Origin of the sequence: Sphingomonas faeni, from assembly GCF_030817315.1 — a bacterium.
In the GTDB taxonomy this organism is placed as follows: Bacteria; Pseudomonadota; Alphaproteobacteria; order Sphingomonadales; family Sphingomonadaceae; genus Sphingomonas; species Sphingomonas faeni_C.
In genome coordinates this window covers 1,382,292-1,398,724 of the sequence record NZ_JAUSZF010000001.1, presented here as the reverse complement: position 1 = coordinate 1,398,724, position 16,433 = coordinate 1,382,292, and the positions used below count along the sequence as shown (strand labels likewise).

Here is a 16,433-nt window from a genome sequence, read left to right as displayed (position 1 = left end):
GCAGTCTGACAATGCGATCGATTACGTCGTCGCCGACATCAGCCTCGCCGATTTCGGCCGCGCCGAGATCAACATTGCCGAGACCGAGATGCCCGGCCTGATGTCGCTGCGCACCGAATTCGGCGCGTCGCAGCCGCTCAAGGGCGCGCGGATCACTGGTTCGCTGCACATGACGATCCAGACCGCCGTGCTGATCGAGACGCTGACCGCGCTCGGCGCCGACGTCCGCTGGGCGACCTGCAACATCTTCTCGACGCAGGACCATGCCGCCGCCGCGATCGCCGCGACCGGCGTCCCCGTGTTCGCGATCAAGGGCGAGAGCCTCGCGGATTACTGGAACTATGTCGGCGACATCTTCTCGTGGGACCGCGAGATCGAGGGCCAGACCGCCAACATCATCCTCGATGACGGTGGCGACGCGACGATGTTCGCACTCTGGGGCGCCAAGCTCGAAGCCGGCCACACGATGCCCGAGCCCGAGAACGAGGAAGAGGTCGAGATGCAGCGTGCGCTGAAGGCGTACGTCGCGAAGAACCCCGGCTATCTGACCGAGACCGTCAAGAACCTGAAGGGCGTTTCGGAAGAGACCACGACCGGCGTCCACCGCCTGTACGAGATCGCCAAGAAGGGCGAGCTGCCGTTCCCGGCGATCAACGTCAACGACTCGGTCACCAAGTCGAAGTTCGACAACCTCTACGGCTGCAAGGAATCGCTGGTCGACGCGATCCGTCGCGCGACCGACGTCATGCTCGCCGGCAAGGTCGCCTGCGTCGCCGGCTTCGGTGACGTCGGCAAGGGTTCGGCCCAGTCGCTCCGCAACGGCGGCGCGCGCGTGATGGTCACCGAAGTCGATCCGATCTGCGCGCTGCAGGCGGCGATGGAGGGCTTCGAGGTCGTGACGATGGAAGAGGCCGTGACCCGCGCCGACATCTTCTGCACCGCGACCGGCAACGCCGACGTCATCACCGCCGATCACATGAAGGCGATGAAGCCGATGTCGATCGTCTGCAACATCGGCCACTTCGACTCGGAGATCCAGATCGCCGCGCTGTCGAACTACGACTGGACCGAAGTGAAGCCCGGCACCGACCTGGTAAAGTTCCCGGACGGCAAGCAGATCATCATCCTCGCGAAGGGTCGCCTGGTGAACCTCGGTTGCGCCACCGGCCACCCGTCGTTCGTAATGTCGGCCAGCTTCACCAACCAGACGCTCGCGCAGATCGAGCTCTGGACCAAGGGCGAGAACTACAAGAACGAAGTGTACGTCCTGCCGAAGCATCTCGACGAGAAGGTCGCGATGCTCCACCTCGAGAAGCTCGGCGTGAAGCTCTCGAAGCTGTCCGACAAGCAGGCCGGTTACATCGGCGTGCCGGTCGAAGGCCCGTTCAAGCCGGATCACTACCGCTACTGATCTTGAGGATTATGTAGAGTTTTTGAAAGCCGCGTCCGCCACCAGGCCGGCGCGGCTTTTTCGTTATGGAGCCGTAGTTACGGGACTACGCGAAAGCGGAAGCGGTACGAATTCGACGCATTGCCACCGCCATTGCCATCGCGCACCTCACCCAGCAAGACGCTAGCGGTTCCGCTCGATGGCGCGCGCAGTCTGATCAAGGCGACCTGCGGTAAGCCGGGCGCTCCGACCGAACGATCGGGATCGTCGATCGTCGTGATGGGGGCCGCGAGCGTCACCCGCTTCGCCGACAATATCTGCCACCGATAGTTTGAGCCGATAGAATACGGCAACGCGATCCGGATCTCCGACTCAGGCTTGACGAAGACCAGTCGGCCTACGTCTTTCACTCGCAAAACGTCGGTCGTGCCCGCGGCCGGTTGAGCGGTTGCCAGGCCCGAAGCTGCCAGCGCCATCGTCCCAATTCCCGGTACCCAGTTCATCTGTAATACTCCCGTGGCAAAGATCGTCAGTCTCGATTAGATGCGACAGACTTACTTACCTTCTGCGCAATAAAAAAGGGGAGCCGTTTCCGGCCCCCCTCCTGTTTGATCGGGAAGGTCGCTTAGAACGACATGCGAACGCCTGCGTAATAGCGGCGGCCAAGCGGATCATAGATCGAGGTGTTCGTATCCTGTCCTGCGCTTGCGCCGATATCGGCAATGAACGGCGGCTTGTTGTTCAGCAGGTTCGAGCCGCCGACGTAGAATTCGAAACCGTCGGTGGTCCGGAAACGAATCTGGGAGTCGAGGTAGAACTGTGGACGTACGCGGTATTGCGGATCGCTGCCTGGGCGAACGCCCGTCAACTGGTCGTCAAGGCTCGCCTGGCTTAACCACGTACCCGTCAGCGTCAGGCCAATGCCAGCAATATCATAGCCGGATGTGATGCTGAACTTGTCGCGCGGCGCCGCGATATCCGTGCCGACTTCACCTGCGAAATAGTCGCGAGCGGAACCCGGCAACGGTACGTTGTAGCCGCTGATGAGGTGCGTGTAGGCACCATGCAGCGTGAGATCGCCGCCCAAGCCGAGCGACGACAGGTTCGAGCGCCAGTCGACCGCGACGTCGATACCCGATGTCTTTGCGCCGCCGCTGTTGCTGGGCGAAGTGTTTACCTCGTCCAGCGAACCGGCGCTGTTCGGACCCGATGCGGCCGGACGACGGACTACCAGATCGCAATATTGCTGGATCGCCGAGTTGTAGCACTGGTTCAGGATGAACTGGAGCGGAGTCGTGACAATCGCATCGTCGATCTTGATGTTGAAGTAATCGACGCTGAGGACGAGGTTACGCAGTCCGGCAACCGATCGTGGGTTGATGACCACGCCAGCGGTGAACGAATTGCCCTTCTCTTCCTGCAGCGCCGGGTTGCCGCCACCGAAGCTGGTGATACCCTGAAGATCAGCCTGATTGACCGCGAACGCACCGTTGCTTGCGATATTGGCTGCGACTCCAGTTGCACCGCGGCACTGCGTGCCGAGAGTTCCCGCCGTCGCTGCCGTCACGCCTGCGCAGGGATCCTGAAGACCGGTCGGGAAATCCTGCTGGGCAGGCTGGAACAGCTCGTTCACGTTCGGCGCGCGCACGGAGCGTGCCTGCATCACACGGAAGCGGACGTCCTGGATCGGCGCCCATTCGCCGCCATAGTTATAGCTGACCGTGGTGCCGACGGTCGAATAGTTCGACACGCGGACCGCGCCGCGAACCGACAGCGAATGGAAGAACGGACGATCCTGGAGCAGCGGCACGATCGTCTCGGCAAAGCCTTCGATAAGGTCGAAACTGCCGCTCGTCGACGGCAGCGCGTTGTTGCCGTTCAGGCCCTGCTGGGTGAGCAGATCGAAGGTGTTGCTGCTGCTCTCACGGCGATATTCGGTACCGACGCTGAAGCCGACCGGGTCCGCGCCGAACAGCGAGAAAAGCTTGCCCGACACGTTCGCACCGGCGACCGTCTGCGTGATCTTCGAACGCAACGACGTCGGTACCGCGAGGTAGTCGGCGGCTGGAGCAAGCGCGTTGATGCCGTAGATGTTCGCAGGAACACAGCCGGCTGCGCGTGCTGCGGGATCGGCACAGACGATCTGGCCGGTTGCCGGATCGCGGTACGAATTCAGCGCCTGGTTGAACTTGGTGCTGTCATACTGGCCGTTACCGGTCTGGTTCTCGATCGTTTGGCCATAGATACCATAGACTTCGTAGTTGAAGCGATCGTCGAGGAACTTGCCGTTCAAGCCGCCGGCGATGCGGAACATGTCGCGCGTCGCGCTGCTCGTGCGGGGCCCGAAGTCGGTTAGGCGACGATCGAAATAGATGTCCCGGAGGCCGTCACCATCGGTATCGGTCGCTGCATTGAAGATCGCGTCCGGCACATAAGGGTTGCGATAGGTTACGCCGCCGACGACGGTCTGGATCGGCACCTGCCCGCCGGACGCAATGTTGACGAGGTCTGAGCTGAGTGGGAATGCCTCGATATTGGTGCGCGCCTTGGTCTTCGCGTAATTGCCTTCGATGAAGACGTTGGCGGCTGGCGAGAACTCGTAGTTCGCGCGGCCGGCGGCCAGATAGCGCTCGACAGGCACGGCAAGGTAACGCGAATCGGAGCGGTTGAAACCACCACAGCTTACCGTGGTGCAGTTGCGGAGCGTGTTGTCCGTGCCGTAGCTGAAGGTCTGCCGTGTCGCACCCTCGCCAGCGAAAAAGCGACCGCCCGGGATAAAGCCGGACAACAGGACTTCGGGATCGTTCGGCGTCAGCGTCGCGCTGGTGCGGTCGATCGCGCTCGAACCGGCCTCGGTCGAGCGGTCCTTCTTCAGGACGGTGCCCTGCTTCGAATAGCCGCCGAACAGCATGATGTTGCCGCGACCATCGGCAAAGTTCTTGCCGGCGAGCAGGTTGATCTGGCGGTCGGAACCATCGCCATATTGCGAGATGCCCTGCTGCGCATCGATGTTCAGCCCGTCGAACTTGGTCTTGTAGACGAAGTTCACGACGCCTGCGACGGCATCCGAACCGTACACGGCCGATGCACCGCCGGTAAGGATGTCCGTGCGCTCGAGGAACTGCGCCGGGATCACGTTGAGATCGACTGCGCTGCTACCGGGAACACCCGAGACGAAGCGACGGCCGTTGACGAGGACGAGCGTACGATCCTCACCCAGGTTGCGCAGGTTGACGGTGGCAACGCCGGCCGACTGAGTCGCAAAGCTGGAGTTGGTACGGCTGATGCCCGGCGCGCCGAACGTCGGGTTCTGCAACAGCACGTCCTGGACGTTGACCGCGCCGGACTGGCGGATCAGGTCCGCGCTGATCGACTGCAACGGGGAAGCAGCAGTGGCCGATGGCGAGGAAATGCGCGAACCGGTGACGACGATATCGCCCGCGGGTTCGTCACCCTGTGCGGAGGCGCTGCCGGTCGCCTGCGCGGCGGGATCGGCTGCCGACTGTGCAGTTGCTTGATCGACGGGAGGCTGCGACGCCATTGGGTCGGTGGCGGGAGCTTCGGTCGGTGCGACCTGGGCAACGGCGGGTGCGGCTAGGGCAACGGCACCCACAAACAATGTCGTGGCGAGCAAACGGCGGCGATATGTCTGCATTCTGGGGAGTCCTGGCTTGGGATGCGAGCGAAACGACAAAGGGGCTGTCGTTCGTGGATGCGACGCTGCCTAGGGCTGGGACATGGCTTCTGCCATTGTCTTGCGGCAAGCCGCGAACGATTCTTGCGTGGTGTTTCTTCCTTGCAACAGTCTGGCAAGGTTGGAGACATTTGGCGGTGTCCGTCCGACTGCGGCGCGCGCAGGGGCATCGCGCGGCGAAAATGCGGTCGGCATTTGCCATCTGCCTTTCCGATCGGTCTCGAGGTGCCTAGACGGGTAGCGATGATCTCGCTCCGTATCCCCTCCGCTTTACGATGATCACGGTTAGCCTTGGAACGGCGGTGCTGGCGGGCGTGCTTTTGCTAGCGCTGGTCGCAGCGGGCGGCGTTCTCATTTTCGTAGGGCTGCGTGCGAGAAGTGCCGCCGCGGATGTCCTCGAGAGTAACGCGCAGTTGCAGGCTATCCTCGACGGGTCGCCGGCGATCGTCACGGTGATCCGGTCCGGGGGGCGGATCGAGATGACTCAGCGGATGGCGGATTGGCTTGGGCTGGACGCGCCGCCTCGGTCGATCGCCGAGCTTGCCACCGGGGGCACTGCGCTGTCGGCGGACGATGCGGCGCGGTTGATTGCCGACGTCGCCGCGGCACAGCGGGCCGGGCGCGCGTTCGTGCGGTCGGTGCGGTTGCAGGGTTCGACGCGGGCGATCACGTTTCGCGGCGCGCGCGCGCCGGGCGAGATGGGCGCGACCGGGGCGGTTCTGCTCTGGGCGTTCGATGCCACCGATAGCGAGGCGGAGATCGCCCGGCTTGGGGCCGAGACCGCACGGCTCGGCGAGGCGTATGAGTCGCTGACCGGCCTGATCGAGGCGGCGCCGATGCCGATGTGGTACCGCGCCACCGACCTTCGGTTGGCGATGGTCAATTCGGCGTATGTCGATGCGGTCGAGGGTCGCGATGCCGCCGATGTCGTCGCGCGTGGACTGGAGTTGGTCGAAGGGTCCGGGCGTGGCGGTCCGCTCGCCGGCGCGGCGGTCGCGCGCGAGCAGGGGCGGCCGCACCAGCAGGTCCTGCCCGCGACCATCGACGGCGCACGGCGATCCCTGCAGATCTATGACGTACCGCTACCGAGCGGCGGCGTGGCCGGGTTCGCGATCGACATCGAGGAGCTGGAGCAGGCACGGTCGGGTGCCAAGCGGTTCGCCGAAGCCCAACGGGCGATGCTCGACCGGTTGTCGGCGGGCGTGGCGCAGTTCGGCGGCGATCGGTCGCTCGTATTCTGCAACCAGCCGTTCCGGCGGATGTTCGCGATGCGCAGCGAATGGCTCGCCGACCGCCCCGAGTTCGACCGCGTGCTCGAGCGGATGCGCGAGGCGAACCGACTGCCCGAAGTCCGCGATTTTCCGAGCTGGAAGGCGGAGCGCCGCGATTGGTTCATGCAGACCGGCTCGGCGCAAGGGGGCGCGGCCGGTGGGGGCGCGATGGAGGAGAACTGGCACCTTCGCGGCGGCACGCACCTTCGCGTCGTCGCGCAGCCTTTGCCCGACGGCGGCCTGCTGCTGATCTTCGAGGATCGCACCGAGCAGGTGCAACTCGCGAGCGCGCGCGACACGCTCCTGCGCGTTCGGACCGCGACGTTCGACAATCTGTTCGAGGCGCTCGGCGTGTTCGCGGCGGATGGCCGGTTGCAGCTTTGGAACAACCGGTTCCGCGCGCTCTGGGGTCTGGACGAGGAGTTCCTGGCCTCGCATCCGCGCGTCGATGCGTTTGCCGAGGCGGCGGGGGACAAGCTCGCGACCCCCGGCAGGTCCGTGCTGATCCCCGATCTCGTCCGCTCGGCGACGGTCGGCCGCCAGCAGCGCGGCGGGCGGGTGGCGTTCGCCGACGGGCGGCATTTCGAGTTTGCCGGCGTGCCGCTGCCCGATGGAAATGCGCTGTTCACGATGCTCGACATCACCGACAGCCGGCGCGCGGAGCAGGCTCTGCGCGATCGCGCCGATGCGTTGGAGGCGACCGACAAGGTGAAGACCGCGTTCGTCGCGAACATGAGTTACGAACTGCGCACGCCGCTGACGTCGATCAGCGGGTTCGCGGAGATGCTGCATGGCGGCTATGCCGGGGCGTTGACGCCGCAGGCCGAGGGCTATGTCGGGGCGATCCTCGAGTCCGTCGAGCGGCTCGGGCTGCTGGTCGACGACGTGCTCGACCTGACGCGGGCGGAGAGCGACCGTGCGGAAACGGATCGCAGCGATGTCGATCTCGCGACCACGGTCCGCGCGGCGGCGGAGACGATACTGCCGTCGGCCAAGCGTCGGAAGCTCGATTTTGCCGTCGAAGTCGGGCGCTCGACCGGGCGGGTGAACGGCAATCCGAAGCGGTTGAAGGAGGTCGTCGAGCACCTCCTGCGCCATGCGGTCGCCGCGACGCCGGACGGCGGGCGCGTGCTGCTGCATACCGACGGCAACGCGACGTCGGCGCGGATCGTGGTGTCGGACGATGGTGTCGGGATGGACGCGGACGCGGTCGCGCATGCGTTCGACCGGTTCGCGGAGTCCAAGCCCATGGGGGATCGGGCGTTGGGGTTGGGGTTGCCGTTGGCGAAACAGTTCGTGGAGGCGCACGGTGGAACGATCGAGCTGCTCTCGGAGCCGGGCGAGGGCACGCTGATCACCGTAGAATTGCCGCGACGATGAGGATTTTAGGTCTCCTCCCTCGCCCCTTCGGGGAGAGGGTCGGGGTGAGGGGCTGCCTAGCGGTGCGGCGCCCGGAACAGCCCCTCACCCAACCCCCTTCCCGAGGGGGAGAGGGCTCATGCGCATGATCCTCCTACCCGATCCCCAGGCGACCGAGGCGTTCGGGGCCATGCTCGCCGAGCGCGTTCAGCCCGGCGACGTAATCACCCTCGAAGGCACGCTCGGCGCCGGCAAGACCAGCGTCGCGCGCGGACTCCTCGCCGCGCTCGGCCTAGCCGGCGAGGCGCCATCGCCGAGCTTCGCGATCGTCCAGCCCTACGAGCCGCCCGAGGTTCGCTTCCCCGTGCTCCACGTCGACCTCTACCGCATCGACGATCCCGCCGAGATCGAGGAACTGGCGCTCGACGACGCACGCTATGATTCGCTGCTGCTGATCGAGTGGCCCGAGCGCGCAGGTCCCGATTACTGGCCGGACGCGCTTCGCTTGAGCCTGACGATCGAGCCGGAAGGCACGCGCGGCTTGACAGTCGAGGTGCCGGAAGCTTGGAGGTCGCGATGGCCGACATGACCCCGCCGCCCGGCGCCGCCGCTTTTCTCGACGCTCATGGCTGGGGTGGGGCGCAGATCCTCCCGGTCGCGGGCGACGCGTCGTTCCGGCGCTATTTTCGCGCAGTCGATGGAGTACGTCGGGCGATCCTGATGGACGCACCACCGCCGCATGAAGACCCGCGCCCATTCATCGCCGTGGCGGAGTGGCTGGTCGAGCGCGACTTCGCGGCGCCGGCGATCCTGGCGTGCGACCTCGACCAGGGGCTCGTGCTGATCGAGGATTTCGGCGACGATCGGTTGCGCGAGGCGATCGATGCGGCGCCCGCCGAAGAACTCTCGCTCTATGCGCCGGCGATCGACCTGCTGGTCCGGTTGCGCGGCCATCCGGCGGGCCCCGTTCCTCCCTATGACCGCGCAGTGCTGCGGCGCGAGGCGCGGTTGTTCGTCGAATGGTACTGCCCTGCGGTCGGGATCGAGCCCGATCTGACAGGCTGGGACGCGGCTTGGGAAGGGGTGTTCGATCACGCTATCGCCCATACGCCGGTCACGGTGCTGCGCGATTATCATGCCGAGAATCTCATGCTGGTCGGACCGACGCGCTTGCTCGGCCTGCTCGATTTCCAGGACGCCTTGGCGGGGCATCCGGCCTATGATCTGGTGTCGCTGTTGCAGGATGCTCGGCGGACGGTCGATCCCGCGGTCGAGGCGGCGATGCTCGAGCGATATCGCGCGGCGGCGGACGCGGGGGAAGGTTTCATGAACGCGTATCACGTGCTCGGCGCGCAGCGGAATGCGAAGATCCTCGGGATCTTCACGCGCCTGTGGAAGCGCGACGGCAAGCCGCATTACCCGACGATGTGCCCGCGCGTGTGGACCTATCTGGAGCGCGACCTCGCACAGCCGGGGATGGCGCCGGTCGCGGCGTGGTTCGCGGCGAACGTGCCGCCAGCGCTCCGCGGCGATCCGCTGGCCCTGGGCGCGTGACCCGCCAGCAGACGATCCGCCCTGTCCCTCGCGGAGTGGTGCCCGAGACGGCGATGGTGATGGCGGCGGGCCTGGGCAAGCGGATGCGGCCGCTCACCGTTACGCGGCCCAAGCCGCTCGTGAAGGTCGCGGGCAAGCCGTTGATCGACCACGTCTTCGAGCGGTTGCAGGCGGCCGGCATCAAGCGCGCGGTCGTCAACGTGCATTATCTCGCGGATACGTTGGAGGCGCACGTCACCGACCGGTTCGAGGGGATCGACGTCGTGATCTCCGACGAGCGCAAGATGCTGATGGAGACCGGCGGCGGGCTCGTCCAGGCGCGGCACCTGCTCGGCGATGCGCCGGTGCTGGTCGTCAACAGCGACAATCTCTGGATCGACGGGCCAATGGACGCGATCAAGCTGCTCGCATCGCGCTGGGACGACGCGACGATGGACGCGCTTCTGCTCATGGTGCCGCTCGCGCGTGCCAACAACCACGGTGGGACGGGCGATTTCTATCTGGCCAGCGACGGGCGGATCGCCGGGCGGCGCAAACTCGGCCGGGTCGCGCCGTTCGCCTATACCGGCATCCAGATCCTGCATCCGCGCCTGATCGCGGACTGGCCGGAGGGGCCGTTCTCTACCAACCTGTTCTGGGACCGCGCGATCGCGGCGGGCCGCGCCTATGGTCAGGTCCACCAGGGCCTGTGGTTCGATGTCGGCACGCCCGCCGCGATCCCGAAGACCGAGGCGATCCTCGCGGATGGCTGATCTGATCGCGACGGATCGCCCGACGCTGTACACGATCCCCGCGCACCGGGCGTTCGCGGATGCGCTGGTTGCCGGGCTGACCCGGCGGGCGGGCCGTGATCCGCTCGCACTCGCGCGCGCACTCGTCGTGCTGCCGAACAATCGCGCGGTGAAGGCGGTGACCGAGGCGTTCGTCCGCGCGAGTGGTGGCGGGCTGGTGTTGCCGCGGCTGGTCGCCTTGGGCGATCCGGAGATGGGCGAGGCGGTCGGCGCCGCGCTCGATCCCGCGGACGACATCGATCCGCCACTGCCCGGCGTGCCGCCGTATCAGCGGCGGATGATCCTCGCGCGGCTGGTGTCGGAGGAGCGCGCGCGCGAAGGCCATCCGGTCGATGCGGCGGAGGCGGTGCGGCTCGCGGGCGAACTCGCGCGGACGCTCGATCAGTTGCTGGTCGAGGAGGTGCCGCCGACGAAGTTGCGCGATATCGAGCTTGGGCCCGAGCTGACCGAGCATTGGCGGCGCGCGCTGGCGACGTTCGAGATTGTGCTGCAACGTTGGCCGGGCGAACTGGCGCGGCTTGAGCGGATCGACGCGGCGACGCGACGCTCGGCGTTGCTTGACCGGCTTGCCCAGCGCTGGCGGAGCGCGCCGCCCGCCGGGATCGTCTGTGCGGCAGGCGTGACCGATTCCGCACCTGCCGTCGCGCGGCTGCTCCGGTGCATCGCCGACATGCCGCAGGGGATGGTTGTGTTCGCCGGGCTCGACCTCGCGCTGCCGGACGAGGAATGGGATGCGCTCGGGCCGCATGATCCGAACCCGGTGACGGGGCTCACGCGGCGGTCGATCGAGACCCATCCGCAGTTCGATGCCAAGCTGATGCTCCTGCGCATGGGTATCGCGCGCGGCGAGGTGCAGACGTGGCGCGAGGGCGGGGGACATGACGCCGATGCCGCGCGCGGGCGTGCGATCGCCAACGCGCTGGCGCCCGCGGACTTCACCGGCAAGTGGACGCAGATCGCCGCGGAGGATCGCCGATTGAAGGGCGTGACCGCCGCCGAACTCGCGACCCCGGCGGAGGAGGCGCAGGCGATTGCGCTCGTCCTGCGCGAGGCGTTGGAGGTGCCCGAGCGTACCGCCGCACTCGTCACGCCCGATCGTGCGCTTGCGCGGCGGGTGGCGGCGCATCTCGGACGCTGGAATATCGGCATCGACGACAGCGCGGGGCGGCCTCTTTCGATCCTTCCGCCGGGGACGTTGTTGCTGGCGCTTGCAGAGGCAGCGGCGCAGCGCTTCTCGCCGCTCGCGCTGCTGGCATTGCTGAAGCATCCGCTTGTGCGCGCAGGCGAGGATCGCTTGCTGTGGCTCGACGGCGCGCGCGCGCTGGACCGGCGGTTGCGCGGACCGCGACCGGCGGCGGGGCTCGACGGGATCGCCGGGCATCTGGAGGAGCGCAAGGGTACGGCTGCAACATGGTGGGCCGACGTTCAGCCGTTGCTGACGCCACTGGCAGGCGCGTTCGATCAGGGGCCGCAGCCCTTGGCGTCGGTGCTCGCCTGCCTGCGCGAGACGGCGCAGACCCTGTGCGGCGACAATCTCTGGTCGGGGCTCGCCGGTCGCGCCGCGGCGGAGTTCCTCGCCGACCTCGAAGCCGAGGCCCCCGCCGGTCCGCCGCGGATCGATCCGCGCGAACTCCCGCAATTGCTGCGGACGTTGCTCGACGAGGTCGCGGTACGCCCAGCCCCGGGCGGGCATCCCCGGCTCGCGATCTACGGCCTGATCGAGGCGAGGTTGCAGACGGCCGACGTCATGGTGCTCGGCGGTCTGAACGAAGGCGTTTGGCCGGGCCGGCCTGCGCCCGACCCTTGGCTGGCGCCGCGTATCCGCATGGAACTCGGACTGCCGGGCTTGGAACGGCGCGTCGGCACCGCCGCACATGATTTCGCGCAGGCTTTGGGAGCACCGCGAGCAGTCGTCACGCGGGCGCGGCGTGATGCAAAGTCGCCCGCCTTGGCGTCGCGACTTTGGCTAAGGTTGCAGGCGCTCGCCGGCGATCGGTTCGAACGCGCTACGGCCCTCGAAGGCTGGACGCGAGCGCTCGACGATCCTGGCGAACATCTACCCGCCGACCGGCCCGCACCGTCACCGCCAGCGCTGCTGCGTCCGAAGGCCATCTCCGTCACCGAGGTCGACCGCCTGAAGGCCGACCCCTATGCCTTTTACGCCCGCCGCGTGCTCGGGCTGATACCGCTCGATCCGGTCGATGCCGATCCGAGCGCGGCTTGGCGCGGGACCGCGGTACACGACATCCTCGAGCAGTGGTGGAAGCAGGACAATTGCACCGTCGATACGCTGCGACAGCGCGCGAAGGCGATGCTCGACGACGAGCGGACGCATCCGATGATGCGCGCGCTCTGGCAGCCGCGGTTACTCGAGGCGATCGACTGGATCGCGGGCGCTATCGTCGCGCAGGGCGAGGACGGCCGCACCGTCGCCAGCGCCGAGGGCAAGGGCAAGATCGAGATCGCCGGCGTCACTTTGTCGGGGCGCTACGACCGCATCGACAAGCTGCCCGACGGGCGTCTCGCCGTGATCGACTACAAGACCGGCAAGCCCCCTTCGCCAACCGCGGTCCGTGCCGGCTACAGCCTGCAACTCGGGCTGCTAGGCCTGATCGCCGAGCGCGGCGGGTTCCCGGACGTCTCCGGCACCGCAGGCGCGTTCGAATATTGGTCGCTCGGCAAGAAGCGCGACGCGTTCGGCTATATCGAGAGCCCGGTCGATCCCGAGGGCAAGCGCGACAAGATCCCGACCGCCGAGTTCACCGCGATCGCCGCGCACAACTTCACCGAAGTCGTCGGCGAATGGCTGACCGGCAGCGCCGCGTTCACCGCGAAACTCGTCCCCGAATACGCCCCTTATGCCGAGTATGACCAGTTGATGCGACGCGACGAATGGTATGGCCGTGAGCGGTGATACGCTCGCCACGCTGCCCCGACTGAGGGGCGCGCAGGCCGATGCGAGCAACCCGGCCTCGCACGTCTGGCTGTCCGCGTCGGCGGGTACGGGCAAGACGCAGGTGCTGGCCGCCCGCGTGTTCCGGCTGCTGTTGCGCGGCGTCGATCCCGGCGCGATCCTGTGCCTGACCTTCACCAAGGCAGGCGCGGCCGAGATGGCGCAGCGCATCAACGGGCGGCTCGCGGCCTGGGTGCGGATGCCCGCGCCCGCGCTCGCGGCGGACCTGATCGCGCTAGGCGAGAGCCCGGTACAGGCGCTGCAGGATCGCGCGCGCACGCTGTTCGCCAAGGTGCTCGACGCGCCGGGCGGAGGTCTGCGCATCCAGACGATCCACGGCTTCTGCCAGGGCTTGCTCGCGGCGTTTCCGGTCGAGGCCGGGCTGACGCCGGGGTTCCGGCCGTTGGAGGCGCGCGAAGAGGCGGGGCTAGCGCGGGAAGCACTGGCAACGATGCTGTCGGACGCCGAGCGCGAGGGACGCGAGCGCCCGGTCGAGATCGTGGGGCGGCTGTCGCTGCGGATGGGCGAGGGGGGAGCGGAGGCGTTCCTCCTAGCATGCGCCCGCGCGCTGCCCGCGCTGGAGGCTCTGCCGGTCGGTATCCAGCCCTGGCTCCGGCGCGAACTCGGGTTGCCTTCCGGCGATATCGACGAGGCGATCGCGGAATGGTGCGCCGCGCTAGACCTCGACGCGATCGCGCGGATCGCCGCGGCCAATCGCGCCTGGGGGACGGCAACGGGGTTGGCCGCGGCGGCGACCGTCCAGCGCTGGCTCGACTCCGAGGATCGCGCGGCAACGTTGGCAGACCTTGCCAGCGTCGTGCTGACCGGCACGGGCACGCAGCGCAAAGCCTCGAAGAAACTGATCGATGCCGAACCCGACTACGAAATCCTCGCGGGTGATCTGGGCGAGGCGTGCACCGACGTGCTGTCGATGGTGCAGCGCGCAACCTATTGCGACCTGCTCGCCGACGGGCTCGAGGTCGGGCGCGACTATGCGCGCGCCTACGCCCTAGCCAAACGCCGCGCAGGCGCGGTCGATTTCGACGATCTGATCGCCACGACGGTGGCGCTGCTCGATCAGCCGGGGATCGGCGAATGGGTCCGCTACAAGCTCGACCAAGCGACCGAGCATCTGCTCATCGACGAAGCGCAGGACACCAACGGCCACCAATGGCGGATCGTCCGCGCGCTGGCGGACGAGTTCTTCGTCGGGCGCGGCATCTATGCGCCGTCGACACGGACGCTGTTCACGGTCGGCGACTACAAGCAGGCGATCTTCGGGTTCCAGGGCACCGACCCGCTCAATTTCCAGGCGGCCGAGCAGTATTTCGGCGGACGTGCGAGCGAAGCGGAGGGCGACGACGACTGGCCCGAGGAGGAGCGCGGACTTCCCTTGGCGCGACTGTCGCTCCGCCACTCATTCCGGTCGACCCGAACCGTGCTGGAATTCGTCGATGCGGCGATCGACGCGATCGGCGAACCGGGGCTCGGGATCGCGGGCGAGGTCGAACGTCACGCCAGCGAGGTCGCGGGCCCCGGCACGGTGACCTTGTGGCCGCCGGTATCGGCAGGCGGCAGCGAGGATGACGAGGAAGGCTGGGTCGACGACGCGGTCCGCAAGCTCGCCAGCGACATTGCGCGCGCGGTGAAGGGCTGGATCTCGCCCGACACAGGGCTCATGCTGGAGAGCAAGGGGCGGCGGTTGCGGCCGGAGGACGTGATGATCCTCGTCAAGCGCCGCGGCGATCTCGCGTCGCTGATCGTCGCGCGGCTCTATGCCGAGGGCGTGCCCGTGGCGGGGGTCGATCGCCTGCGGCTGAACGCACCGCTCGCGGTGCAGGATCTGCTCGCGACGATCCGCTTCGTGTTGCAGCCCGAGGACGACCTGTCCGTAGCCGCGCTGCTCGTCTCACCGCTGATTGGGTGGACGCAGGACGAGCTCATGGCCGCAGCACCGCGCGAGGCCGGCCCATTGTGGCGGCACCTGCAACGCACACAACCCGCGACAAGACTGGCCCCGTTGCTGGCGATGCTCGCGCGGGCGGACATCGCCACGCCCTACCAGTTCCTTGAGGAGCTGTTGTCCGGCCCGCTCGACGGCCGCCGGAAACTGATCCGCCGCCTCGGCACGGAGGCGCGCGATCCGATCGAGGAACTGCTTAACGCCGCTCTGACCTTCGAGAGTACGACGACGCCATCGCTACAGCGCTTCCTCGACTGGTTCGACCGCGGCGATGTGGAGATCGTACGCGACCCATCCGCCCCCCTCGATGCCGTCCGCGTGATGACGGCGCACGGCGCGAAGGGATTGCAGGCGCCGCTCGTCATTCTGGCGGATGCGACCGCTGACCCGTCGGCGGCGCCGCGCTCGATCCTCAAATGGGCGCCCGAACCCGGCGCTGCGCCGATCCCCGTGTTCCGTCCGCGGTCGAGCGAACGTGGCGGGCCACTCGATGCGGTCGTGTCGGCGGCCGAGCAGCGCGAACTGGAGGAGCATTGGCGTCTTTTCTACGTCGCCGCGACGCGCGCGGAAGAACGGCTGGTGATCGCCGGTGCGCTCGGGCCGCGCGCGAAAGGCGTGCCACCCGAAAACAGCTGGTACGCGGCGTCCGATCGTGCGCTGACCGCGCTTGAGGTGCCGGTAGGTGAGGGGTCGAGGACCTTCGCCGGGGCCGAGCCTCAGCCTGCGGTAATCGCCAAACCTGCGGCCTCGATCCGCGAGGTGGAGAACGCGCAGCTGCCGGCCTGGGCGCATGAGCCGGCCCCGCAAGAAGCGCGTCCCCCTCGTCCGCTGTCGCCCTCGGCCCTGGGCGACGACGCCGTCTCCGATCCGCCACCGACGCCGGCAATGCGCGTTGCGGCGGAACGCGGCCGGCTGATCCATGCGCTGTTCGAGCGTCTGCCGGCCGTCGCGGTGGCGGACCGCGCGGCGGCGGCGGATCGCTGGCTGGCCAAAGCCGGCGGCGTAGACGATGCCGCGGCGCGCGCCGAGATCGTTCGGAGCGTCGTTGCCGTGCTCGACGATCCGCGCTTCGCCGAGCTGTTCGGCGCGGACACGCTCGCCGAAGCCCCGATCGCGGCCACCCTGGCGAACGGTCTCGTCGTGTCGGGAACGGTCGATCGCCTGCTGATCGAGGCGGACCGGGTCCGGGTCGTCGACTTCAAGACCGGCCGCCGCGCGCCGAGCGGCCTCGATGACGTGCCGGACTATCATCTGAAACAGATGTCGGCCTATGCCGAAGCCTTAGCCGTGATCTTCCCGGGCCGCTCGGTCGAGGCGGCCTTGCTGTACACGGCGGGACCACGCCTGATCGTGCTGGGCGCCGAGAAGCTGGCCGCGAACAAGCCGCACTATCGGCCCGCGGAGCAAAGCTAGCGCCCCGGTGGTTGAGCCTGCGTCACCGCACCCCTAGATTACGTA

General features: G+C 67.5%; 9 protein-coding genes. 7 read left to right on the top strand and 2 right to left on the bottom strand.

All coding sequences use genetic code 11. The features are described 5' to 3' along the window. Window positions 1-16: 16 nt before the first annotated feature. Complete coding sequence (gene ahcY, locus QFZ54_RS06435; RefSeq protein WP_307089305.1) at window positions 17-1,411, top strand: adenosylhomocysteinase; 1,395 nt, start codon at window positions 17-19, stop codon at window positions 1,409-1,411. A gap of 77 nt (window positions 1,412-1,488) precedes the next feature. Here ahcY and QFZ54_RS06430 read toward each other — a convergent pair whose 3' ends face one another. Continuing rightward, entirely contained in the window at window positions 1,489-1,893 is a 405-nt protein-coding gene (locus QFZ54_RS06430) for a hypothetical protein (protein WP_307085545.1), read from the bottom strand. A gap of 122 nt (window positions 1,894-2,015) precedes the next feature. Further along, a complete protein-coding gene (locus QFZ54_RS06425; protein WP_307085543.1) occupies window positions 2,016-5,045 on the bottom strand; it encodes a TonB-dependent receptor plug domain-containing protein in 3,030 nt (1,009 codons plus the stop codon). A 314-nt stretch (window positions 5,046-5,359) separates the two neighbouring features. Between QFZ54_RS06425 and QFZ54_RS06420 the strand changes: the two genes are divergently transcribed. From QFZ54_RS06420 to addA, 6 genes are all read left to right on the top strand, one after another. Further along, a complete protein-coding gene (locus tag QFZ54_RS06420; protein ID WP_307085541.1) occupies window positions 5,360-7,735 on the top strand; it encodes a PAS domain-containing sensor histidine kinase in 2,376 nt (791 codons plus the stop codon). Window positions 7,736-7,859: 124 nt separating this feature from the next. Then, window positions 7,860-8,303 (top strand): tRNA (adenosine(37)-N6)-threonylcarbamoyltransferase complex ATPase subunit type 1 TsaE, encoded by a 444-nt coding sequence (gene tsaE / locus QFZ54_RS06415; RefSeq protein WP_307089303.1) that lies wholly within the window; start codon window positions 7,860-7,862, stop codon window positions 8,301-8,303. Next, the gene (locus QFZ54_RS06410; RefSeq protein ID WP_307089301.1) at window positions 8,300-9,268 is read left to right on the top strand and encodes an aminoglycoside phosphotransferase family protein; all 969 of its coding nucleotides are present in this window, start codon (window positions 8,300-8,302) and stop codon (window positions 9,266-9,268) included. The genes tsaE and QFZ54_RS06410 overlap by 4 nt, the downstream gene beginning before the upstream one ends. Next, a complete protein-coding gene (locus tag QFZ54_RS06405; RefSeq protein ID WP_307085539.1) occupies window positions 9,265-10,020 on the top strand; it encodes a nucleotidyltransferase family protein in 756 nt (251 codons plus the stop codon). Before QFZ54_RS06410 ends, QFZ54_RS06405 begins: the two co-directional genes overlap by 4 nt. Then, entirely contained in the window at window positions 10,013-12,973 is a 2,961-nt protein-coding gene (addB, locus tag QFZ54_RS06400) for a double-strand break repair protein AddB (protein ID WP_307085537.1), read from the top strand. The genes QFZ54_RS06405 and addB overlap by 8 nt, the downstream gene beginning before the upstream one ends. Then, window positions 12,957-16,388 (top strand): double-strand break repair helicase AddA, encoded by a 3,432-nt coding sequence (addA, locus tag QFZ54_RS06395; protein WP_373458459.1) that lies wholly within the window; start codon window positions 12,957-12,959, stop codon window positions 16,386-16,388. Before addB ends, addA begins: the two co-directional genes overlap by 17 nt. Window positions 16,389-16,433: the final 45 nt, after the last annotated feature.

Coding starts and splice junctions, on each gene's coding strand:
- QFZ54_RS06420 (WP_307085541.1), top strand. CDS start 5,360: ATGATCACGGTTAGCCTTGGAACGGCGGTGCTGGCGGGCGTGCTTTTG.
- QFZ54_RS06430 (WP_307085545.1), bottom strand. CDS start 1,893: ATGAACTGGGTACCGGGAATTGGGACGATGGCGCTGGCAGCTTCGGGC.
- addA (WP_373458459.1), top strand. CDS start 12,957: ATGGCCGTGAGCGGTGATACGCTCGCCACGCTGCCCCGACTGAGGGGC.
- addB (WP_307085537.1), top strand. CDS start 10,013: ATGGCTGATCTGATCGCGACGGATCGCCCGACGCTGTACACGATCCCC.
- QFZ54_RS06425 (WP_307085543.1), bottom strand. CDS start 5,045: ATGCAGACATATCGCCGCCGTTTGCTCGCCACGACATTGTTTGTGGGT.
- QFZ54_RS06410 (WP_307089301.1), top strand. CDS start 8,300: ATGACCCCGCCGCCCGGCGCCGCCGCTTTTCTCGACGCTCATGGCTGG.
- tsaE (WP_307089303.1), top strand. CDS start 7,860: ATGATCCTCCTACCCGATCCCCAGGCGACCGAGGCGTTCGGGGCCATG.